This is a genomic window from Nostoc sp. FACHB-133 (assembly GCF_014698055.1).
Taxonomy (GTDB): Bacteria; Cyanobacteriota; Cyanobacteriia; order Cyanobacteriales; family Nostocaceae; genus Nostoc.
The window spans coordinates 382,280-398,775 of the sequence record NZ_JACJSH010000001.1; the positions used below are offsets into that span (position 1 = coordinate 382,280).

Here is a 16,496-nt window from a genome sequence, read left to right on the forward strand (position 1 = left end):
GATAAGTCAGTGATAAAAATTTAATTTCCCCAATTCTGAGTTTGTATCGATTTGTTTAGCCTCATTCAATGCTTTGGGGTTGAATATATGGTGAGGAAAGGTGATCGCTTCTACATTGACTCCAACGACGGAACCTCAAAGTCATTAAACGAGGAAACATTGTAAGACGAAGTGCCTAAAGCCTTTACCAGCTTACCGTCGAGAGTCAGTAAAGTAGCACCTACTTGTTGTGAAAGTGCGACATAAGAGCCATCGTAGGCGGAGATTCCATAATTTAATGCGATCGTAACTGCATCCGCCATCAAATCAGCTGTCGAGACAACACGCAAGGGGAAGCTTTTGAGAGTTGCCAAATCTGCTTGCACATCAGCAACAGCATAAAGTCTGGCGCGGACATACTTCCAAATGATGTTGCCACACTCAATGTAAAACAGGTCTGGGACAAAGATCGCAGTTTGAGGATTGGCAAGATGAGCAAACAGTTGATTAACTTTCGGAGTTAGTGGATCGTCTGGTATAAATTGCTTAATAGCTACACTTGCGTCTACAACACACCTGAGAGGGATAGTCATCTGTCTCGGTCTTCTCTGATTAACGCAGTACTATCAGGCCATTCCACATCAGTCTGGCGACTCTCACGACGAAGGCGAATTTCCTCTAAGAGTTTTGGGACATTTTTTCGTCTTTCGTCCTCAGTTAACTGTGTTTTTGTCTTCTGCAAGGCGTTTTGCAATATTGTAATTACTTGAGCATCAACTGAGCTATTTTCAGCTTTAGCTAACTCTTGCAGTTGTTCGTACAACTCATCAGGTATGTTTAGCGTATGAAAGGTAGTCATTGATTGACCTCCCAAAAGAATTTATTGGTAATCGTAGCACGATGGCAGTAGAGGCAAGAGGTTAGGGAGCGATCGCCTTTGCTTTGTAGGTGCGATCGCTTTATTATCTCTACTACCCACCTATTTCTTAATCCTTCTCTTCTGATTCCTCTGACAAAAATTTTAGTGATGTTTTTCGTAAAACCCAATCAAGATAAAGTACAAGAATCTGCATTTTTAGAAAGCTGTTAGCACTTTTGATATTGGCATCACTCAGCACCCATTTACAAAACTTTTCCAGCAGTATTCCAACAACAACTTCAACAGACTTATTTACAACCAGAGGGATTAGTGTTTCTAGCATTGCGATTGCCTCAGTAGCTTAACTGAGTTCAATGTCGCAATTTTCCTTTGTAGTTATTTATCTGACTTACCTTGACTTAGCCTGACTTACACTGATTTAATTCCACATTTTGATAAAAACTTTGGCTACACTGGCTTATAAGTATTTGTGGGAGTGTTCAATGTCTATACCAGAAGACTTTCTTAAGCAACTGGAGCAATACAGTGAATTGTCGCACCGAGAGAAAGAAGTCTTTCTGGAAATATTCGGTCGTAGTAAGAATCGAGTCCACGTAACTCAAGAGTTAAACATTTCTCAAAGTAACCTCGGCACTTGTCTTACAGGGATCTACAAAAAATTTTGCATCACTGGTAATGGCCCTGTTAAAGAAAGCCGCTTACGGGAGTATCTGAGCAAAAGGTATGCACAACAAAAACCCTCTAGTCATTTAACTACAGATTATGTAGATGATTCTATTGATACCTTAGTGCAAGAAATCCGCAAACAAATCAAACCCTACATCAAAGAAAAGTGCGGAACCATGCGGGTATTAGATATGCCTAAGCCAATTGAGCTAACAGGAAAACAAGGTATTTACACAAATGTCAATATTCTGGAGGCAATAACAGGACGAAGACGATTAAAAGTTGCGGAACTAATGCAAAGCTGTGAGCATGATAACTTTGAGCGACTTGGACTTAGCGGAGTAAAACAGAAACGAGTCTCAGGATTAGAGGTTGTACGGCGTTATAGTAAACTGATGGTTTTAGGTAAACCAGGAGCAGGAAAAACTACTTTTTTAAAATATCTAGCAATGCAGTGTATTGAAGGTAAATTTCAAGCAAACAGAGTTCCCTTGTTTATCACATTAAAAGATTTTGCAGAAGCACCTAAAAAACCAGATATTTTGAAATTTATTGTTCAAGTATTATCAAGCTGTGGGGTACTTCATACCAGTGTAGCAGTAGAGAAACTGTTGAAACAGGGTAAAGCATTGGTATTGCTGGATGGATTAGATGAAGTACGAGAGGAAGACACCAAGCGTGTTTTACGACAAATTCGGGAATTTTCTGACTTGTTTCATAACAATCAGTTTGTAATTACCTGTCGTATTGCTGCCAAAGAATACACCTATGAAAGTTTCACAGAAGTAGAAATGGCAGATTTTGACGAAAAACAAATAGCCATTTTTGCTCAAAATTGGTTCCAGTTGACTGATCCAGTTAAAAGTCAAAGATTCATTCAAAAACTAAAGGAGAATAAACCAATCCAAGAACTAGCAAGTAGTCCTTTACTTCTGACATTATTGTGTTTGGTGTTTGGAGATAGTGGAGATTTCCCGGCAAACCGTTCTGAACTTTATCAAGAAGGATTAGATGTATTGCTGAAAAAATGGGATGCCAAACGCAACATTGAGAGAGAACAGGTCTATAAAAACCTGTCTTTGCAGCGTAAGGAAGACTTGCTGAGTCAAATAGGCTTAACTACATTTGAACAGAAAGACTATTTCTTTAAACAAAAAATGACCGAAGTATACATTGCTGATTTTATCCGTAACTTACGTGATGCTGATACAGATCCAGAAGTCTTGAAACTCGATAGTGAAGCCGTTTTAAAATCTATTGAAGCACAGCATGGACTACTAGTAGAACGAGCAAAAGGCATTTATTCTTTTTCTCACCTGACGTTTCACGAGTATTTTGCCGCAAGAGAAATAGTTGCCAACTCTGCCTGGGAAAATTTGGTAGAGCATATTACAGAGAAACGCTGGCGGGAAGTTTTCTTACTCACAGCAGGAATGATGCGAAAAGCTGATGATTTGGTATATATGATGAAGATAAAAATTGATAAACTACTGGCAAAAGATCAGGATATCCAGAAAGTTTTGCAATGGGTAAGTAAGAAATCAAATTCGGTTAGAAATACTTATAAGTCAACAGCAGTTAGAGCTTTATACTTTATGTTCATAGATGAAATTATGTATGATATCAGTATTTATCGTTTCAATGGCCAATATAGGTTTTTGCCTAATCTAGCTATAAAAATAGATAAAACTTTAATTCAAAAAGACCAATCTAATGATATTATTATTGATAGTGTAATATCCTTTTTAATTAGTGGTTTATTTGATGTTGATTTCTATCATGAAAATTTATGTATTCTTATTGAAGATATATCAAACTTAGATTTTCAGCAACAGATTAGAAAGATTCAGAATGAACTACCTAGTTTAAGCCAAGATAAAGAAGTTCTTTCAAAGTGGCTAGTTACCGATAGATATGTTTGGGTTGAAAAATTTCGCTCTGTAATAACAAAAACTCGTAATATTGGGCATGACTGGCAATTCAGCGATATACAGAAAAAACTGTTAAAACAGTATTATGATGCAAATAAACTCTTGGTGGATTGCTTAAATAGTGATTGTTATATTAGCCGAGAAGTCAGGCAGGAAATTGAAGATACCTTGTTTTTACCAATCAAAAGTTAATAATTTAGTGAAAGCTGAGACAATGCCAAATGAAAAGGAGAGGAACGGTATAGTAATTTATTTTAATTTTTAATCTTGACTAATGAAGAGAGATATTTGCGATCGCGCTTTTGCTTTTTCAGTTTGCATAGTTAAATTGTGCCAGTTTTTAGATGACAAACCAGGAGTAGCGCGAACTCTTGCTCAACAGCTATTAAGGTCAGGAACATCGATTGGAGCTAATGTAGAAGAAGCACAAGCTGCTCAAAGCAAAGCAGACTTTATCAGCAAGCTCATGATTGCACTAAAAGAATCCCGTGAAACTCGGTATTGGTTAAGGTTGCTCATTGCTACCAAAATAGTACCTCAAGCAAAAATTAGTTAACTCCAAACCGAAGCCGAAGAACTAACCAAAATTCTTGGTGCCATCATCATCTCCACCTAACCTCTTCAATTTTTAATTTTTAATTTTCAATTTTTAATTCCTAAACGGAGAGGGGGAGATTCGAACTCCCGGAGGTTTTAGCCTCATCCGATTTCAAGTCGGACGCAATCGACCACTCTGCCACCTCTCCAGTAAATCTGTCAAACTTGTGCTGATCCTAGTTTCAGACGCTATTCAGGCGCTTTTGTTGGTTAGCACTAAACTTGACAGATCATACTATACCCTATTATTTACGCAGATTGCACTACTGGATGCGAATGTCTACGACACAATCCGCGATCGCTCATACAAAATTTCCCCCTTAGCCACCTGAAAGTCATTCCCCACCCAAACTAGGGAAACTTGCGAAACCACACCCGCTTCTAGGGTGACAATGGAAAAGTTACGCAACTTCTCGCTGTCATTTTCCACAATCCTGGGGACACTAGCCGCATTTAAGTAAATTGTCCCCTCTGGACTTCTAAAGATGGGCTTGCGCTGCACCTTCTTGGTATGGCGTAAATCTCGGTGCATGTGACCAAATGTCACCAGGGGAATGGTTTTACCAGCAGTCAAGGCTTGAGAAATTGCCTCGCCCAAATCTGGATCTCCAAAGTCGCCGCCAATTGGATGCCAGTCTTTGCCGCAGGGGTCTTCGGGGCGATCGCCTAACCCACTAGGCCCATTGTGACCCAAAAATATAATTGTCTCGTAAGCGGCACTTTTGACTGCTTTGAAAATGAGATCGGCGGATTCTTCCAAACTCGTCACACCGTAACGTTCTTTACAGATTTCCGCGAATTTCCACTCTGGGCCACCCCAAGTAAAGGGACGACCCCCCACGACAGTTAAATTCCAAGCCGGAAAATCCAATTTACCGTAACCAACATGGGACGGGCCTAATAAATCGAGTTGTTCCTGTACCCAGTCTTCCTTAGAGCGGTCATAAGGAGCCTTTTTGCGTCCCCATTCGGTGGCGGTGTACCAGGCATCGTGGTTGCCCATCACGGCTGCTTTGGGAATATCGAGGGATGCGATCGCTCTGACCACTTCCACCGACTCGTTGCCAAAATCCCCGACAAACAGCACTAAGTCAACACCCAAATGCTTGAGTGCAACGCCATCTTCCACTTCCCATTGGTCGTGAATATCTCCAACTACAGCAATTTTGAGGTTTATCGATTGAGTTTTCTGACTGGTCATGCCACTTTCCTTGCCGTCTATCTCCAGGATATGAAACTCAGCCCGATTTGGACACAACCCCAAAATATCAACCGTCCACTATTTTTGGTAAAAACTACTATAATTGAATCCACAGGACATACATTTGCAACATAAAGCACCCCTAAACTGTGTTTACTACTGCACTAGCTCAACGAGAAAACACCCAACTGGGTGAACTACCACTAGATTTGTTTGCCGCGATTCAGAGTCTCAAAAAAGAACTCAACGCCGTTATCCTGGCGCATTATTATCAAGAGCCAGATATTCAGGATATTGCAGACTTTATTGGGGATTCATTACAACTAGCAAGAGCCGCCGAAAAAACCAATGCGGATGTGATTGTCTTTGCTGGCGTTCACTTCATGGCAGAAACAGCAAAGATACTTAATCCCGATAAATTAGTACTTTTACCAGATTTGAATGCTGGTTGTTCTTTAGCAGACAGTTGTCCAGCAGATGAATTCGCAGCTTTTAAAGCAGCGCATCCAGATCATTTGGTGGTGTCTTACATCAACTGTTCTGCTGATATCAAGGCGATGAGCGATATTATTTGTACTAGCTCCAATGCTGTGAAAATTGTGCAGCAGATACCAAAGGAACAGCCGATTATTTTTGCCCCAGATCGGAACTTGGGGCGGTATGTGATGGAACAGACGGGACGAGATTTGGTGCTATGGCAAGGTAGCTGTGTTGTCCATGAAACCTTCTCGGAAAAGAAAATTGTCCAGTTAAAAATTGCTCATCCCGAAGCAGAGGCGATCGCACATCCAGAATGTGAAAGTAGTGTATTGCGCCACGCCAGCTTTATTGGCTCTACAGCCGCTTTACTCAAATATTGTCAAAGCAGCCCCACGAAAGAATTTATCGTTGCTACGGAGCCGGGAATCATTCACCAAATGCAAAAACTAGCTCCTGACAAGCATTTTATTCCTGCACCGCCGATGAATAACTGTGCTTGTAACGAATGTCCGTTTATGCGGTTAAACACCTTAGAAAAGCTCTACTGGGCAATGAAAAATCGCACTCCCGAAATTACCATGTCAGAGGATATTCGCCTTGCTGCACTGCGACCAATGCAACGAATGCTGGAGATGAGCGTGTAACCAGTATTTTTTATACAAATGGTAGAGACGCAGTTTTGTTGCGATCTCTACCCGCAAGTTATTTTTTCCAATCACTTGCAATTTCTAAAACATGGTGCTAAGATTTTAAATCGTGAGACAAATCGGGTCGGTGTCCGAGTGGTTAATGGAGACGGACTGTAAATCCGTTGGCTAGCGCCTACGCTGGTTCAAATCCAGCCCGGCCCACCACTTACGAAGTTATAAGTTATAATGTCTGGGTAAGCATCAAAACTCCCAGCATTTTAACTTCTAGCTAAGAAATTGGAATTATGTTTCGCCCGTGTGGCTCAGTGGTAGAGCACACCCTTGGTAAGGGTGAGGTCACGAGTTCAATCCTCGTCACGGGCTTTTTAAATTAAAATAAATACAACAGAAGCATTAAGTTTCAGTTTTTTCATAAGCTTTCTTAACCCAATAACCTCTGGGTGGCTTTTCGACCCCATAGACTTTACACCACTTTTCTACAGCCTTGTCAGACACGCCAAAATCTCTCCCAATTTGCGCTGTTGGCTTTTCCCAAACTAGTTTTTCCAATTCCTCTTTAGATGGCCTTTCTACTTTTCTGGTATGAATTCTAGAATCTGGGTTAACCTTTCTAGTTGTTAAATCAACACCAAACTCCTTGTAGGTTCGCTTAGACGCTACTTCAGTAAAGTCTGTAAAATCCTCCCACCAATAAAAAGCATTGGGTGATTTAGGTGGCGTAGTTCTAATACCGCAACCGCCAAACGTGATTGATGGATATACTACTTTGTTTATATCTGGCAAATAAAGACCATAGAAATCAAAGTCATCAGATTTATATTTTTTCTCATGACAACCATTCTTGTCTGCCCAATTGCTTTTATTTTTCAGTGTGCCATCACAACTGTACTTAGCTTGAATTCTGTAACATTTGCCATCTTTGTAGGCAATCAAATCAAAGGGTGCATGTTCAGTTACTACTGGTACAAAAACCGAATATTCTTTCTCTACTAAATCTGCTATCACTTTAGCAGCTGCTAGATCACCCTTATCTTTTGTGTGGTGCATTTATATGAACTCTCAAGCCTATTTGGTAAATTACCACGAAAAGGCTTCTTTAAGGTTCGTATTAAGTTAAAACGAGCGCGGCAGGGTTCGAACCTGCGACCAACGGATTAGAAATCCGTGGCTCTATCCACTGAGCTACGCGCCCAACATAAATTAATGGCTCCTGAAGGAGTCACCTACACTATTATATCGTCTTTACTTACCAAGAAGCAATCAAAAATTGCAGATTTACTACTAGCAAGGCTAAGATGCTAGTCGCTAGCTAGTCAATTTACACCAAAAACGAAACAGATGGAGTATCGGTTTAGATATATTAAGTTGTCAAGGGGTTATTTGCCTGTTAACGCTAATGCCCTCTGGGTAGCTAACTTCGGGAAGAATCTGGCGATCGCTAGGCTCATTTCCACAGTATGCTAGGTAATTTCAGCCTTGGCGATACTGCCAAATGCCATTATATATTCCATATTAAGAGTGCCCCTGTGAGGAGTTTTTGCTAGTGCCATGTTTATTCTCAAACGGCAGGATGTTGAAATATCAAGCATTCAGCACCCAAAAAAGGATCAGCAGGTGCCGATTCTCAATTATCAAGGGCAGACTTTTCGCTTGATTAGTGTTTTCAAAGCTAGTCAAGAAGAAGAAGCTAGAGCCTTATGGAGAGAATTAACGGATAACCGGGGTAAAGCCTGTGTTTTGCTGGAGGAACCGGAACGTTTTAGCGTCTGGGGTAAAATCCGTTTAGAGCAGCTAGATAGTGATACAGGTGGTCATGGCAAAACGGCGATTTTAGTCCAAGCCGGTATTTTGCTGTTACAGGGTGTTTCTATCGACATTGAAGAGTTTTTAGGTGCTAAACAAGCTGCATTATTTGAAAAAGATATTGCGGAAGTATTAAAGCAAAAGCAATTTCCTCAAGCATCTTCCCTAGAAGCAGTTAAATATTTGGTATCTACCAATCCTTTGCCAACCGCCAAAATACCTGATTGGCAGGAAAATCATGTAGTTATTCTATTACAAGAACTGCATCGATTAGGAAAAGCATATTTTGGCAATGGCAATTTTACAAAACAAGTGATTTATAAGCTAGAAGATATGCCAGAAGCCGAGCGATTACTATTTATCAGTTGGCTAAATCAATCGCCACTGGGTAAACTGTGGCAGTAGCATGGAAAATTTTAACAAAATTCCGGCCACTGGTACTTGCTTTTGGTGTCCGATTGTGTATTATTTGGCAGACACACTGCTATATATACAGTCCTTTAACTCAAAATACTGCCAGAGTGCATCTACATAGTCAAGTCCTATGAATAACTCTTACGAGAATTCGTTCCTTTCTAAATCGATTTTCAATACTCAGAACATTGTCTTAGCTAATATTGGCTGGGCCGTACTAGCACTGCTATACTTTTTGTTGTTTAGTGCCAAAGTTCCCGGAGCTGATGGCATAGAAAGCCGGGCCGAGTGGTACGTGATTGGTACAAATATTTTTGAAGCTTTAGCTTATTTGGGTGCCAGTATCTTATGCTTGAGGAACTGGCTGAGTCCACAAATCGTCAGTGGGCGAAATGTCTGGCTCTTAATTGGCTTAGGTATGCTTTCCTATTTCGTTGGGGGGATAATTTTCGGATATACCGAAATAGTGTTAAAAGATGAACCAGATGTGTCTGTAGGCGATATATTTTTTGTACTGACTTATCTATTACTTGGCGCAGGCATGATTTTAGCTGTGGCTTCCAGGCGAATCAATCTGGAAAAATGGCAGTGGCTAATTGTGTTAGCAATTGCAGTGTTCGGTAGTTTGTTGGCATGGTGGATTTCTATGCAACAGGAAACACCCTCAGAACTGCTAGTCGCTATTTTGAATTGGTTTTACGTAGTTAGCGATGTGGTTCTGTTAATTATTGCTACCACTTTGCTGTTAGCCTTTTGGGGGGGAAGAGTTTCCCAGTCTTGGCGAATGATTGCAGCAGCGGCCTTTTCGCTTTACATTGCAGATATGTGGTTTAAATACGCCCAAGGCCCCAACTATCAAAGTGGGGAGATATTAGAAGTGTTTTGGGTGTTTAGTGGGGTGTTATTTGGCATGGGCGCTGTCTTAGAATATGACGCATCACTAAGACGAACGCGGCGTACCAGTGGACGTAAACGAGCTTAGTAAAGATTTTTGGTATCTACCGTGAGAAAACTAACAGACTCTGACAAGCAAGAAATTCTTAAATTATATCGAGAGACTGCCGAAACAACCTCAACTTTGGCAGAACGCTATGGTGTGAGTAACTCGACAATTAGTCGCCTGCTCAAAAGCACTTTGCCAGAGGACGAGTATGAATACTTAGTCTCTTTAAAGCGGGCTGCGAGAACTCCTGAAGGCAGGGCGCAGGTAAGCTACGAGCAGTTACCATTGCTGACTCAACCGGAGCCGGAGATAGAAGTTCCACCCATCGAAAGCCCACCGTTGGAAGTGACAAAGGTTGAGCCGCAGCCACGTCGGGTAATTCGTGTAGAGCAGGAAGTTTACTCAGAGGAAACGGCAGAATCACTCGCTGCTAGTAGACGGGTGCGCCGTCGCCCCTCGGCGGCAGAAAAACCGAAGCTCCGAGTTACAGAGAAATTAGAAACTCCAGAGCAAAAGCCGCCGGAAATAGTCAGCATCTCCATTCCACCGCTAAAAGATAAACATCCAGGAGCGGCTGTCATCGCGCAGATGCTGGGCGAAGATTTGCTAGATGAATCGGAGGATTTGGATGATTTAGAAGATGATGATTTAGAGGATGATGACTTTGAGGAAGAAGACTTTGATGATGATGACCTGGATGACGAAAGACCTTTAGTCACAAAAAGAAGACCAGGTGAAGCATCAGTTCAAGTTTTACCTCTGTCGATAGCCAATTTGCCGAAAACTTGTTATTTGGTAATTGACCGTTCCTCGGAATTAATTACCCGACCTCTCAAGGACTTTGGTGATTTGGGACAAATTCCCAGCCTAGAAACCCAGCAAAGAACTCTGCCGGTGTTTGATAATCATCGCGTCGCCAAGCGTTTTTCTACCAAGCGCGATCGCGTGATTAAAGTTCCTGATAGTAAAATGCTCCATAAGGCTCGTACTCATCTGCAAGCTAAGGGCATCACACGACTGTTAATTGATGGTCAGGTCTATTCTTTGTCTACGGTTTAGGATTAGGTATTGGGCATTGGGTATTGGGTATTGGGCATTGGTTATTCCCTTTGTCTCCTCACCCATTCCCCAGTCCCCAGTCCCTTCAACTGTAGACAGCCCTTGCAAAACGCTCTGCCAAGTAAATAATGTCTTGTCTACGGGCAATTTGGTTCATCCATTTTTGAGGAATATTTTCCACCCCGTAATAAATTCCGGCTAACCCACCAGTGACGGCGGCAGTAGTATCGGTATCTCCACCTAAGTTGACAGCTTTCAGCACCGCCTCAGAATAAGACGAGCTATTTAATAAACACCACAGGGATGACTCCAAAGTATCAATCACATAGCCACCAGAATTAATCTCTTCAACTGGTAACTTGGCAATCTCACCACTAAAAATTCTGCCAAAATGCGGCTTTTCTAACAAAAATTCTCGGACAGAATAAATTGTTTGGATATCTTGCAATGCTTGTAGATAAGCTGTTTGGGGGTCAGCCCCTTCTAGGAGCGCCACTGCAATACTAATATAAATTCCACAGGACATTTGCGATCGCGCATGAGCATGGGTAATCGCTGAAACATCATGCACCCGCGCTAGCAATTCGCCTAAAGTTAAGTTTCGGTGACAATAAGCCATCGGCAAGATTCTCATCAACGAACCATTGCCATTACTATTTTCAACCTTCCCACCCGCCTGATGGGGAACAACTCCCTGTTTCAGACGCATAATTGCTGTGTGGGTAGTTTGACCAATATCAAAGACATCGCCACGGGGAGTCCAGTAAGCCTCCTTGTACCACCGCCAGAAGGAATTAGCTATGGCATCCAACGAATACCCCCTACAAAGGCATTCTGCTAGGCAAAAGCTTAACGAACTATCATCTGACCAAGTTCCTGGTGGTTGATTCCATGTGCCATAACCCTGCATCGTTGTCACTGGAGATTTTACTCGTTCAGCACGGCTAGTAAACTCCACTGGCACACCCAACGCATCACCGACACATAAACCCATCAAACCAGACAACGTTTTTGCACCGGTTAGCATTATTCAATCTCCACAATAACTGCTCAAAATTAACTTTATAGATTCCCTCTATAGGTTGTTGCAACAGATGCTACAGCCGAGTTTTTCATCCTCCGTGAAAAACTCGGCAAAAAATGTTAGTCGGATATTTTATTTACACTATTCCGACATAGTTTGAGTTCCAAATATTGTGACAGTTTTAAAAGCGTCTATTTTTGGAACAAAGAAACCAGATGAAAAGCCATTGAATGTAATTATAACAGCTTATTTATGATTGCCTGGGATACTTAGCCTGTAACTCTTATGCATCATTAGCAACATTTATTTAATAAAATCTGGGAAATATTTGGAACATTGTTAAATGATTTTCGACTGGGAATATACAAGTAAAAAATACAAATTTTGGTAAAATTTATGAAACGCTTACTCAAGTCTTTCGTGACATTTTCTGCATTATCTTCCTTAATAGTTGCTCCTCTATTTCTATCAGCTAGTCAAGCTTCTGCTGAAACCAAAAAGGGTACTGATGCTAGTTATGTTGGTGCAGGTGTTGCAGCTGGCGTTACTAGCGGCGGAGAAGGTATCAATGATGCTGCCACATTTGGTGGTAATGTTACAGGTCGCGTGAAATTAGGAACTACGCCATTTTCTGCACGCGGTAATGTTCTCTGGAGTGATAAGACAAGTGCTATCATCCCAGAACTTTCTGTGGATGTGCCTATCGCTAATAGAACTAACGCCTACTTAACTGGCGGTTATTCTTTTGTAGAAAAAGATGGCTCACCAACTCCTATAGGTAACAAAGATTCAGTAGTGCTAGGTGCTGGTGTTGAATCAGAAGTTGCTAACAATTTCCTTGTCTACACGAACGCTAAAGTCGGACTTGGTGCCTACCAAAATAGCGATGCTTCTGCTGTCACCATCAATGGCGGTCTTGGCTATCGCTTCAAATAAAAAATTATTGAGTCCTCGGTCACTCTATACTTTACTTAAGTACTCAGGACTTAGCACGGGCTAAACGCCCCGCTACCGCTAACAAAACTCACTACTCCCAAAAGCTGGTTTTGTTAAGTGTTACATCACTGACAAAGCCGGCTTTTGCCGTGGTAAAATTAAATCATTCCTCATTATTCCGGCCGGATTACCGGGGATAAAGTAGCCGAAGGGTGCTGATTCGGTGTCTACGTAATGCTTTATTGAGAATACTATACAAGTCTAATGGTTAAATCTGCTCCTTCCCCAATCGCTAGCCGTAAGCCTTCCAAAGTAGAAGGAATCAAGGAAAATAGTAATTTTTTGCGTGAACCTGTAGCAACTGAAATTCTTGAAGATACTACCCATTTTACTGAAAATGCGGTACAGCTTTTGAAGTTTCACGGTTCTTATCAGCAGGATAACCGCGACAACCGCACTAAGGGACAGGAAAAAGATTACCAGTTTATGCTGCGGACAAAAAATCCGGGTGGTTTAGTACCGCCGCAGCTGTATTTGGCTTTAGATAAAATAGCTGATGAGTATGGCAACCACACCTTACGAGCAACTACCCGTCAAGGTTTCCAACTGCACGGTATTTTAAAGAAGAATCTGAAAGCAGCGATCGCCACAATTGTCAACAATCTGGGTTCGACTTTGGGAGCTTGCGGTGACATTAATCGAAATGTGATGGCACCACCAGCCCCTTTTAAAAATCGCCCAGAGTATCAGTATGCTTGGGAATATGCCCAGAATATTGCTGATTTGTTGTCAGCACAGACGGGTGCTTATTATGAAATTTGGCTAGATGGTGAAAAGGCAATTAGTGCTGAAGAAAACCCAGAGGTGAAAGCAGCACGACAACGCAATGGAAATGGCACAATTATCCATGACAACGAAGAACCGATTTATGGCACGCATTACATGCCCCGCAAGTTTAAAATTTGCGTGACGGTGCCAGGGGATAATTCGGTGGATTTGTATTCCCAAGATCTGACTTTGGTAGTAATTACCAATAAGAAGAAGCAATTAGAAGGATTTAATATTTTTGCTGGTGGTGGTTTAGGCAGAACCCACGGTAAAGAAGAAACTTTCGCTAGGTTAGCAGACCCCATCGGTTATGTGGCAAAGGATGATGTCTACGACATAGTGAAAGCGATTGTTGCTACTCAGAGAGATTATGGCGATCGCACCGACCGTCGTCACGCCAGATTAAAATATCTAATCAACGATTGGGGTTTAGATAAATTCCGTGCCCAAGTTGAAGAATATTTCGGTAAATCAATCGAAGCCTTCAAACCACTGCCAGAGTTTAAATTCCACGACTTCCTCGGCTGGAATGAACAAGGTGATGGGAAGCTCTTCTTAGGAATTTCCATTGACAATGGTCGAGTTAAGGATGAAGGTTCGTTTCAACTGAAAACTGCTTTGCGGGAAATTGTTGAGCAGTTCAACTTACCCATCCGCCTCACATCCAACCAAAACCTGATTTTTTACGATATCGAACCAGATAGCAAGCAAGCTATTCAAGATATTCTCAGCCGTCACGGTGTTGGAGACGACCCTAGCAAAATCGAACCTTTAGTGCGGCATGCAATGGCTTGTCCGGCTTTGCCTACTTGTGGCTTGGCAATCACGGAATCAGAACGGGCAATACCAGGCATTTTAGAGCGAGTTCGGGCTCTCTTGGATAAAGTAGGTTTACAAAATGAACATTTTGTGGTAAGGATGACAGGATGCCCCAACGGTTGCGCTCGTCCCTACTTAGCAGAATTGGGCTTTGTCGGTAGCGCCCCAGAATCTTACCAATTATGGTTAGGTGGTTCGCCAAATCAGACTCGGCTGGCACAACCTTACACAGAGAAGCTGCACCATAATGACTTAGAAATCTTCTTAGAGCCAATTTTTGTTTACTTTAAGAAATCTCGGAAATCGAAGGAGAAGTTTGGTGATTTTTGCGATCGCGTTGGTTTTGATGCCATCCGCGAATTTGCTGCTAGCTACGATCCTAATACCGCTAATGGTGCAAACAAATCGCGCCATCGGGTAAATTTGAAAGAAGAGGTTTATGGCAAGTTGAAGGAAGTAGCAGAAAGCCAAGGTAAGCCCATGACTCAGTTAGTGACTGAAGCGCTAGAAGCTTACTTCCAGAATCTTTCGTAAGCCGAAAAATTGAAGATAATGAAATCAAAGAGAGACACAGATAAATCCATCTGTGTCTCTTGCGTAAGTCCTAATACACTTAGTACACAGTTTCGTAAATTCGTGGCCAATTGAAGGTTTAAGTTTAAACGCAAAAAGGCGCAGAGGTAAGCGCAGAGGAGCGCAAAGTTTTTTTGGAGCTATTTATTCTTTCCCCCTGCTTCTCTTCTTCCCCTGCCTCCCCTTCTCTCTTCGGTGACACATCCACAGGAAAACTGAAATATGGTAACAACAGCAAAATTCGCAGAAACTAGGGATGTGCTGCAAAACATAAGCTGGCAGACATTCAAAGCTATGCTGGCAGATATGGGATCTGAGCGAAATAAAAGGCTAGCTTATGACAACGGAATAGTAGAAATTATGACTCCGCTAATGCCGCACGAGAATTCAAACCGTCTCATTGAAGGTTTTGTTCTTGTGCTGTGTGAAGAATTTGGTTTAGAAGTTAAAAGCGCTGGCTCGTTGACTATGACGCGGGATGATTTGGAGCAAGGAGGCGAGCCGGACAGTAGTTACTACATCCAAAATGAATTGTTAGTCCGCAACAAAGAAAATATTGACCTGAATACAGACCCACCACCAGACATAGTACTGGAAGTAGAATATTCCAGATCCAAGATAGACAAGTTAAGCCTTTATGCTTCAATGGAAGTCCCAGAATTCTGGCGGTATAACGGAAATGTCTTGAGGATCTACACCCTTAACAGTGGACAATACTTACAGAGCGATCGCAGCCCAACTTTTGCACCTGTGCTAATAACAGAGATTCCCCGATTTATCCAAGAAAGCAAGAAAGTTGGACAAATAGCAGTAACTCGTGCTTTCCGTACCTGGGTTAGACAACAGATATCTACAGCAGGGCAATAATTCATTAAGAAAAATGTCTCAACTGCAAAGAATTGCGATCGCACCCTCCCAATTTCAACAAGGGCAAATTTTACTCACCAAAGAACAACAACATTATTTGGGGCGTGTGTTGCGCTTGCGTGAAGGCGATCGCTTTATTGCAATGGATGGTAAAGGAAAATGGTGGTTAGCGCAGCTAGCAGGGGAGCAGGCACAGGTTTTAGAATCGCTTTTGGTGGAAACTGAATTACCTGTATCAATTACCTTGATGGTGGCGTTACCCAAAGGCAATGGATTTGATGAAGTGGTGCGGTGTTGTACAGAGTTGGGAGTAACTTGTATTGCACCAGTATTGAGCGATCGCACTTTACTTGATCCTAGTCCTCAAAAGCTCGAACGTTGGCGGCGCATCGCTGCGGAAGCCGCCGAACAATCAGAGCGCTCTTTTGTGCCAACAATTTTAGAGCCTGTTGCTTTTAATACGGGTTTGTCATTGGTCACTGGTCATTTGTCATTTGCCAACAGTCAGCAATATATCTGTGAAGCGCGTGGTGAGTTTCCCCATTTAAAAGATTGCTTACAGCACAAAGGACATAGGCGCTTCGCCTTCCCGCAGGGTATGACAAATGACAAAGGACAAGAAACCATTGTCATTGCTACAGGTCCAGAGGGAGGATGGACAACACAAGAAATTGAGAATGCGATCGCATCTGGATTTCAACCTGTTTCCCTTGGTCGCCGCATTCTGAGAGCAGTTACAGCCCCAGTAGTAGCATTAACCCTAATTACCGCAAGTTGTGAAGTATAAATGATTTATAGCTTACGCAAAAGTGATTTTGCGCGAGACATCACTCCATCCTGTATTTA

General features: G+C 42.0%; 16 protein-coding genes, 4 tRNA genes and 1 pseudogene. 13 read left to right on the forward strand and 8 right to left on the reverse strand.

All coding sequences use genetic code 11. The annotated features are described in order from the left end of the window. Positions 1 to 110 precede the first annotated feature (110 nt). The 3 genes from H6G86_RS01750 to H6G86_RS01760 form a co-directional block, all read right to left on the reverse strand. Positions 111 to 572 carry a type II toxin-antitoxin system VapC family toxin gene (locus H6G86_RS01750; protein ID WP_190932828.1) on the reverse strand — a complete coding sequence of 154 codons (462 nt, stop codon included), beginning with the start codon at positions 570 to 572 and terminating at the stop codon, positions 111 to 113. Beyond that, positions 569 to 838: a hypothetical protein gene (locus tag H6G86_RS01755; RefSeq protein ID WP_190932829.1), complete on the reverse strand. Its 270-nt coding sequence runs from the start codon at positions 836 to 838 to the stop codon at positions 569 to 571. The genes H6G86_RS01750 and H6G86_RS01755 overlap by 4 nt, the downstream gene beginning before the upstream one ends. Before the next feature lie 127 nt (positions 839 to 965). Continuing rightward, complete coding sequence (locus H6G86_RS01760; protein WP_190932830.1) at positions 966 to 1,181, reverse strand: hypothetical protein; 216 nt, start codon at positions 1,179 to 1,181, stop codon at positions 966 to 968. A gap of 466 nt (positions 1,182 to 1,647) precedes the next feature. Between H6G86_RS01760 and H6G86_RS01765 the strand changes: the two genes are divergently transcribed. Then, positions 1,648 to 3,648 carry an NACHT domain-containing protein gene (locus H6G86_RS01765; RefSeq protein WP_313930299.1) on the forward strand — a complete coding sequence of 667 codons (2,001 nt, stop codon included), beginning with the start codon at positions 1,648 to 1,650 and terminating at the stop codon, positions 3,646 to 3,648. 82 nt (positions 3,649 to 3,730) lie between these two features. After that, positions 3,731 to 4,009, forward strand: a pseudogene (locus H6G86_RS01770) (four helix bundle protein); the annotation flags it as partial. Between the two features lie 108 nt (positions 4,010 to 4,117). Here H6G86_RS01770 and H6G86_RS01775 read toward each other — a convergent pair. Both H6G86_RS01775 and H6G86_RS01780 read right to left on the reverse strand, forming a co-directional pair. After that, positions 4,118 to 4,202: transfer RNA gene (locus H6G86_RS01775), tRNA-Ser, on the reverse strand. 131 nt (positions 4,203 to 4,333) lie between these two features. Next, positions 4,334 to 5,254, reverse strand: a complete 921-nt coding sequence (locus tag H6G86_RS01780; RefSeq protein ID WP_190932833.1) for a TIGR04168 family protein — start codon at positions 5,252 to 5,254, stop codon at positions 4,334 to 4,336. Here H6G86_RS01780 and H6G86_RS01785 point away from each other — a divergent pair. The 4 genes from H6G86_RS01785 (at position 5,234) to H6G86_RS01800 (ending at position 6,747) form a co-directional block, all read left to right on the forward strand. Continuing rightward, positions 5,234 to 5,389 carry a hypothetical protein gene (locus H6G86_RS01785; RefSeq protein WP_163937771.1) on the forward strand — a complete coding sequence of 52 codons (156 nt, stop codon included), beginning with the start codon at positions 5,234 to 5,236 and terminating at the stop codon, positions 5,387 to 5,389. The genes H6G86_RS01780 and H6G86_RS01785 overlap by 21 nt on opposite strands. Before the next feature lie 14 nt (positions 5,390 to 5,403). Next, positions 5,404 to 6,378: a quinolinate synthase NadA gene (gene nadA, locus H6G86_RS01790; RefSeq protein WP_190932834.1), complete on the forward strand. Its 975-nt coding sequence runs from the start codon at positions 5,404 to 5,406 to the stop codon at positions 6,376 to 6,378. Positions 6,379 to 6,502: 124 nt separating this feature from the next. Beyond that, positions 6,503 to 6,588, forward strand: a tRNA-Tyr gene (locus H6G86_RS01795). Between the two features lie 87 nt (positions 6,589 to 6,675). Beyond that, positions 6,676 to 6,747 (forward strand) — tRNA-Thr (locus H6G86_RS01800). 30 nt (positions 6,748 to 6,777) lie between these two features. Here the strand turns inward: H6G86_RS01800 and H6G86_RS01805 are convergent. Beyond that, complete coding sequence (locus tag H6G86_RS01805) at positions 6,778 to 7,431, reverse strand: group I intron-associated PD-(D/E)XK endonuclease (RefSeq protein ID WP_190932835.1); 654 nt, start codon at positions 7,429 to 7,431, stop codon at positions 6,778 to 6,780. Positions 7,432 to 7,503: 72 nt separating this feature from the next. Beyond that, positions 7,504 to 7,576: transfer RNA gene (locus H6G86_RS01810), tRNA-Arg, on the reverse strand. 356 nt (positions 7,577 to 7,932) lie between these two features. Here H6G86_RS01810 and H6G86_RS01815 point away from each other — a divergent pair. The 3 genes from H6G86_RS01815 (at position 7,933) to H6G86_RS01825 (ending at position 10,603) form a co-directional block, all read left to right on the forward strand. Further along, on the forward strand, positions 7,933 to 8,592 hold the full coding sequence (locus tag H6G86_RS01815) for an Npun_F0813 family protein (protein ID WP_163927757.1): 660 nt from the start codon (positions 7,933 to 7,935) through the stop codon (positions 8,590 to 8,592). Positions 8,593 to 8,731: 139 nt separating this feature from the next. Further along, complete coding sequence (locus H6G86_RS01820; RefSeq protein WP_012407575.1) at positions 8,732 to 9,583, forward strand: hypothetical protein; 852 nt, start codon at positions 8,732 to 8,734, stop codon at positions 9,581 to 9,583. Positions 9,584 to 9,604: 21 nt separating this feature from the next. Then, positions 9,605 to 10,603 carry a helix-turn-helix domain-containing protein gene (locus H6G86_RS01825; RefSeq protein WP_190932836.1) on the forward strand — a complete coding sequence of 333 codons (999 nt, stop codon included), beginning with the start codon at positions 9,605 to 9,607 and terminating at the stop codon, positions 10,601 to 10,603. An 85-nt stretch (positions 10,604 to 10,688) separates the two neighbouring features. On the opposite strand, the gene H6G86_RS01830 is transcribed toward H6G86_RS01825, so the two are convergent. Next, on the reverse strand, positions 10,689 to 11,630 hold the full coding sequence (locus H6G86_RS01830) for an ADP-ribosylglycohydrolase family protein (protein ID WP_190932837.1): 942 nt from the start codon (positions 11,628 to 11,630) through the stop codon (positions 10,689 to 10,691). Positions 11,631 to 12,023: 393 nt separating this feature from the next. Here H6G86_RS01830 and H6G86_RS01835 point away from each other — a divergent pair, with 393 nt between their 5' ends. From H6G86_RS01835 to H6G86_RS01850, 4 genes are all read left to right on the forward strand, one after another. Then, entirely contained in the window at positions 12,024 to 12,563 is a 540-nt protein-coding gene (locus H6G86_RS01835) for an outer membrane beta-barrel protein (protein ID WP_190932838.1), read from the forward strand. Between the two features lie 264 nt (positions 12,564 to 12,827). Further along, positions 12,828 to 14,744, forward strand: coding sequence for a sulfite reductase, ferredoxin dependent (sir, locus tag H6G86_RS01840; protein ID WP_190932839.1), 1,917 nt, complete (start codon positions 12,828 to 12,830; stop codon positions 14,742 to 14,744). Between the two features lie 261 nt (positions 14,745 to 15,005). Then, positions 15,006 to 15,650 (forward strand): Uma2 family endonuclease, encoded by a 645-nt coding sequence (locus H6G86_RS01845; RefSeq protein WP_190932840.1) that lies wholly within the window; start codon positions 15,006 to 15,008, stop codon positions 15,648 to 15,650. A 13-nt stretch (positions 15,651 to 15,663) separates the two neighbouring features. Beyond that, a complete protein-coding gene (locus H6G86_RS01850) occupies positions 15,664 to 16,437 on the forward strand; it encodes a 16S rRNA (uracil(1498)-N(3))-methyltransferase (protein WP_190932841.1) in 774 nt (257 codons plus the stop codon). Positions 16,438 to 16,496 lie beyond the last annotated feature (59 nt).

Excerpts from the sequence above, each read along its gene's own strand:
- H6G86_RS01750 (WP_190932828.1), bottom strand. The coding sequence starts at position 572 with ATGACTATCCCTCTCAGGTGTGTTGTAGACGCAAGTGTAGCTATTAAG.
- H6G86_RS01755 (WP_190932829.1), bottom strand. The coding sequence starts at position 838 with ATGACTACCTTTCATACGCTAAACATACCTGATGAGTTGTACGAACAA.
- H6G86_RS01760 (WP_190932830.1), bottom strand. The coding sequence starts at position 1,181 with ATGCTAGAAACACTAATCCCTCTGGTTGTAAATAAGTCTGTTGAAGTT.
- H6G86_RS01780 (WP_190932833.1), bottom strand. The coding sequence starts at position 5,254 with ATGACCAGTCAGAAAACTCAATCGATAAACCTCAAAATTGCTGTAGTT.
- H6G86_RS01805 (WP_190932835.1), bottom strand. The coding sequence starts at position 7,431 with ATGCACCACACAAAAGATAAGGGTGATCTAGCAGCTGCTAAAGTGATA.
- H6G86_RS01815 (WP_163927757.1), top strand. The coding sequence starts at position 7,933 with ATGTTTATTCTCAAACGGCAGGATGTTGAAATATCAAGCATTCAGCAC.
- H6G86_RS01820 (WP_012407575.1), top strand. The coding sequence starts at position 8,732 with ATGAATAACTCTTACGAGAATTCGTTCCTTTCTAAATCGATTTTCAAT.
- H6G86_RS01830 (WP_190932837.1), bottom strand. The coding sequence starts at position 11,630 with ATGCTAACCGGTGCAAAAACGTTGTCTGGTTTGATGGGTTTATGTGTC.
- H6G86_RS01835 (WP_190932838.1), top strand. The coding sequence starts at position 12,024 with ATGAAACGCTTACTCAAGTCTTTCGTGACATTTTCTGCATTATCTTCC.
- sir (WP_190932839.1), top strand. The coding sequence starts at position 12,828 with ATGGTTAAATCTGCTCCTTCCCCAATCGCTAGCCGTAAGCCTTCCAAA.
- H6G86_RS01845 (WP_190932840.1), top strand. The coding sequence starts at position 15,006 with ATGGTAACAACAGCAAAATTCGCAGAAACTAGGGATGTGCTGCAAAAC.
- H6G86_RS01850 (WP_190932841.1), top strand. The coding sequence starts at position 15,664 with ATGTCTCAACTGCAAAGAATTGCGATCGCACCCTCCCAATTTCAACAA.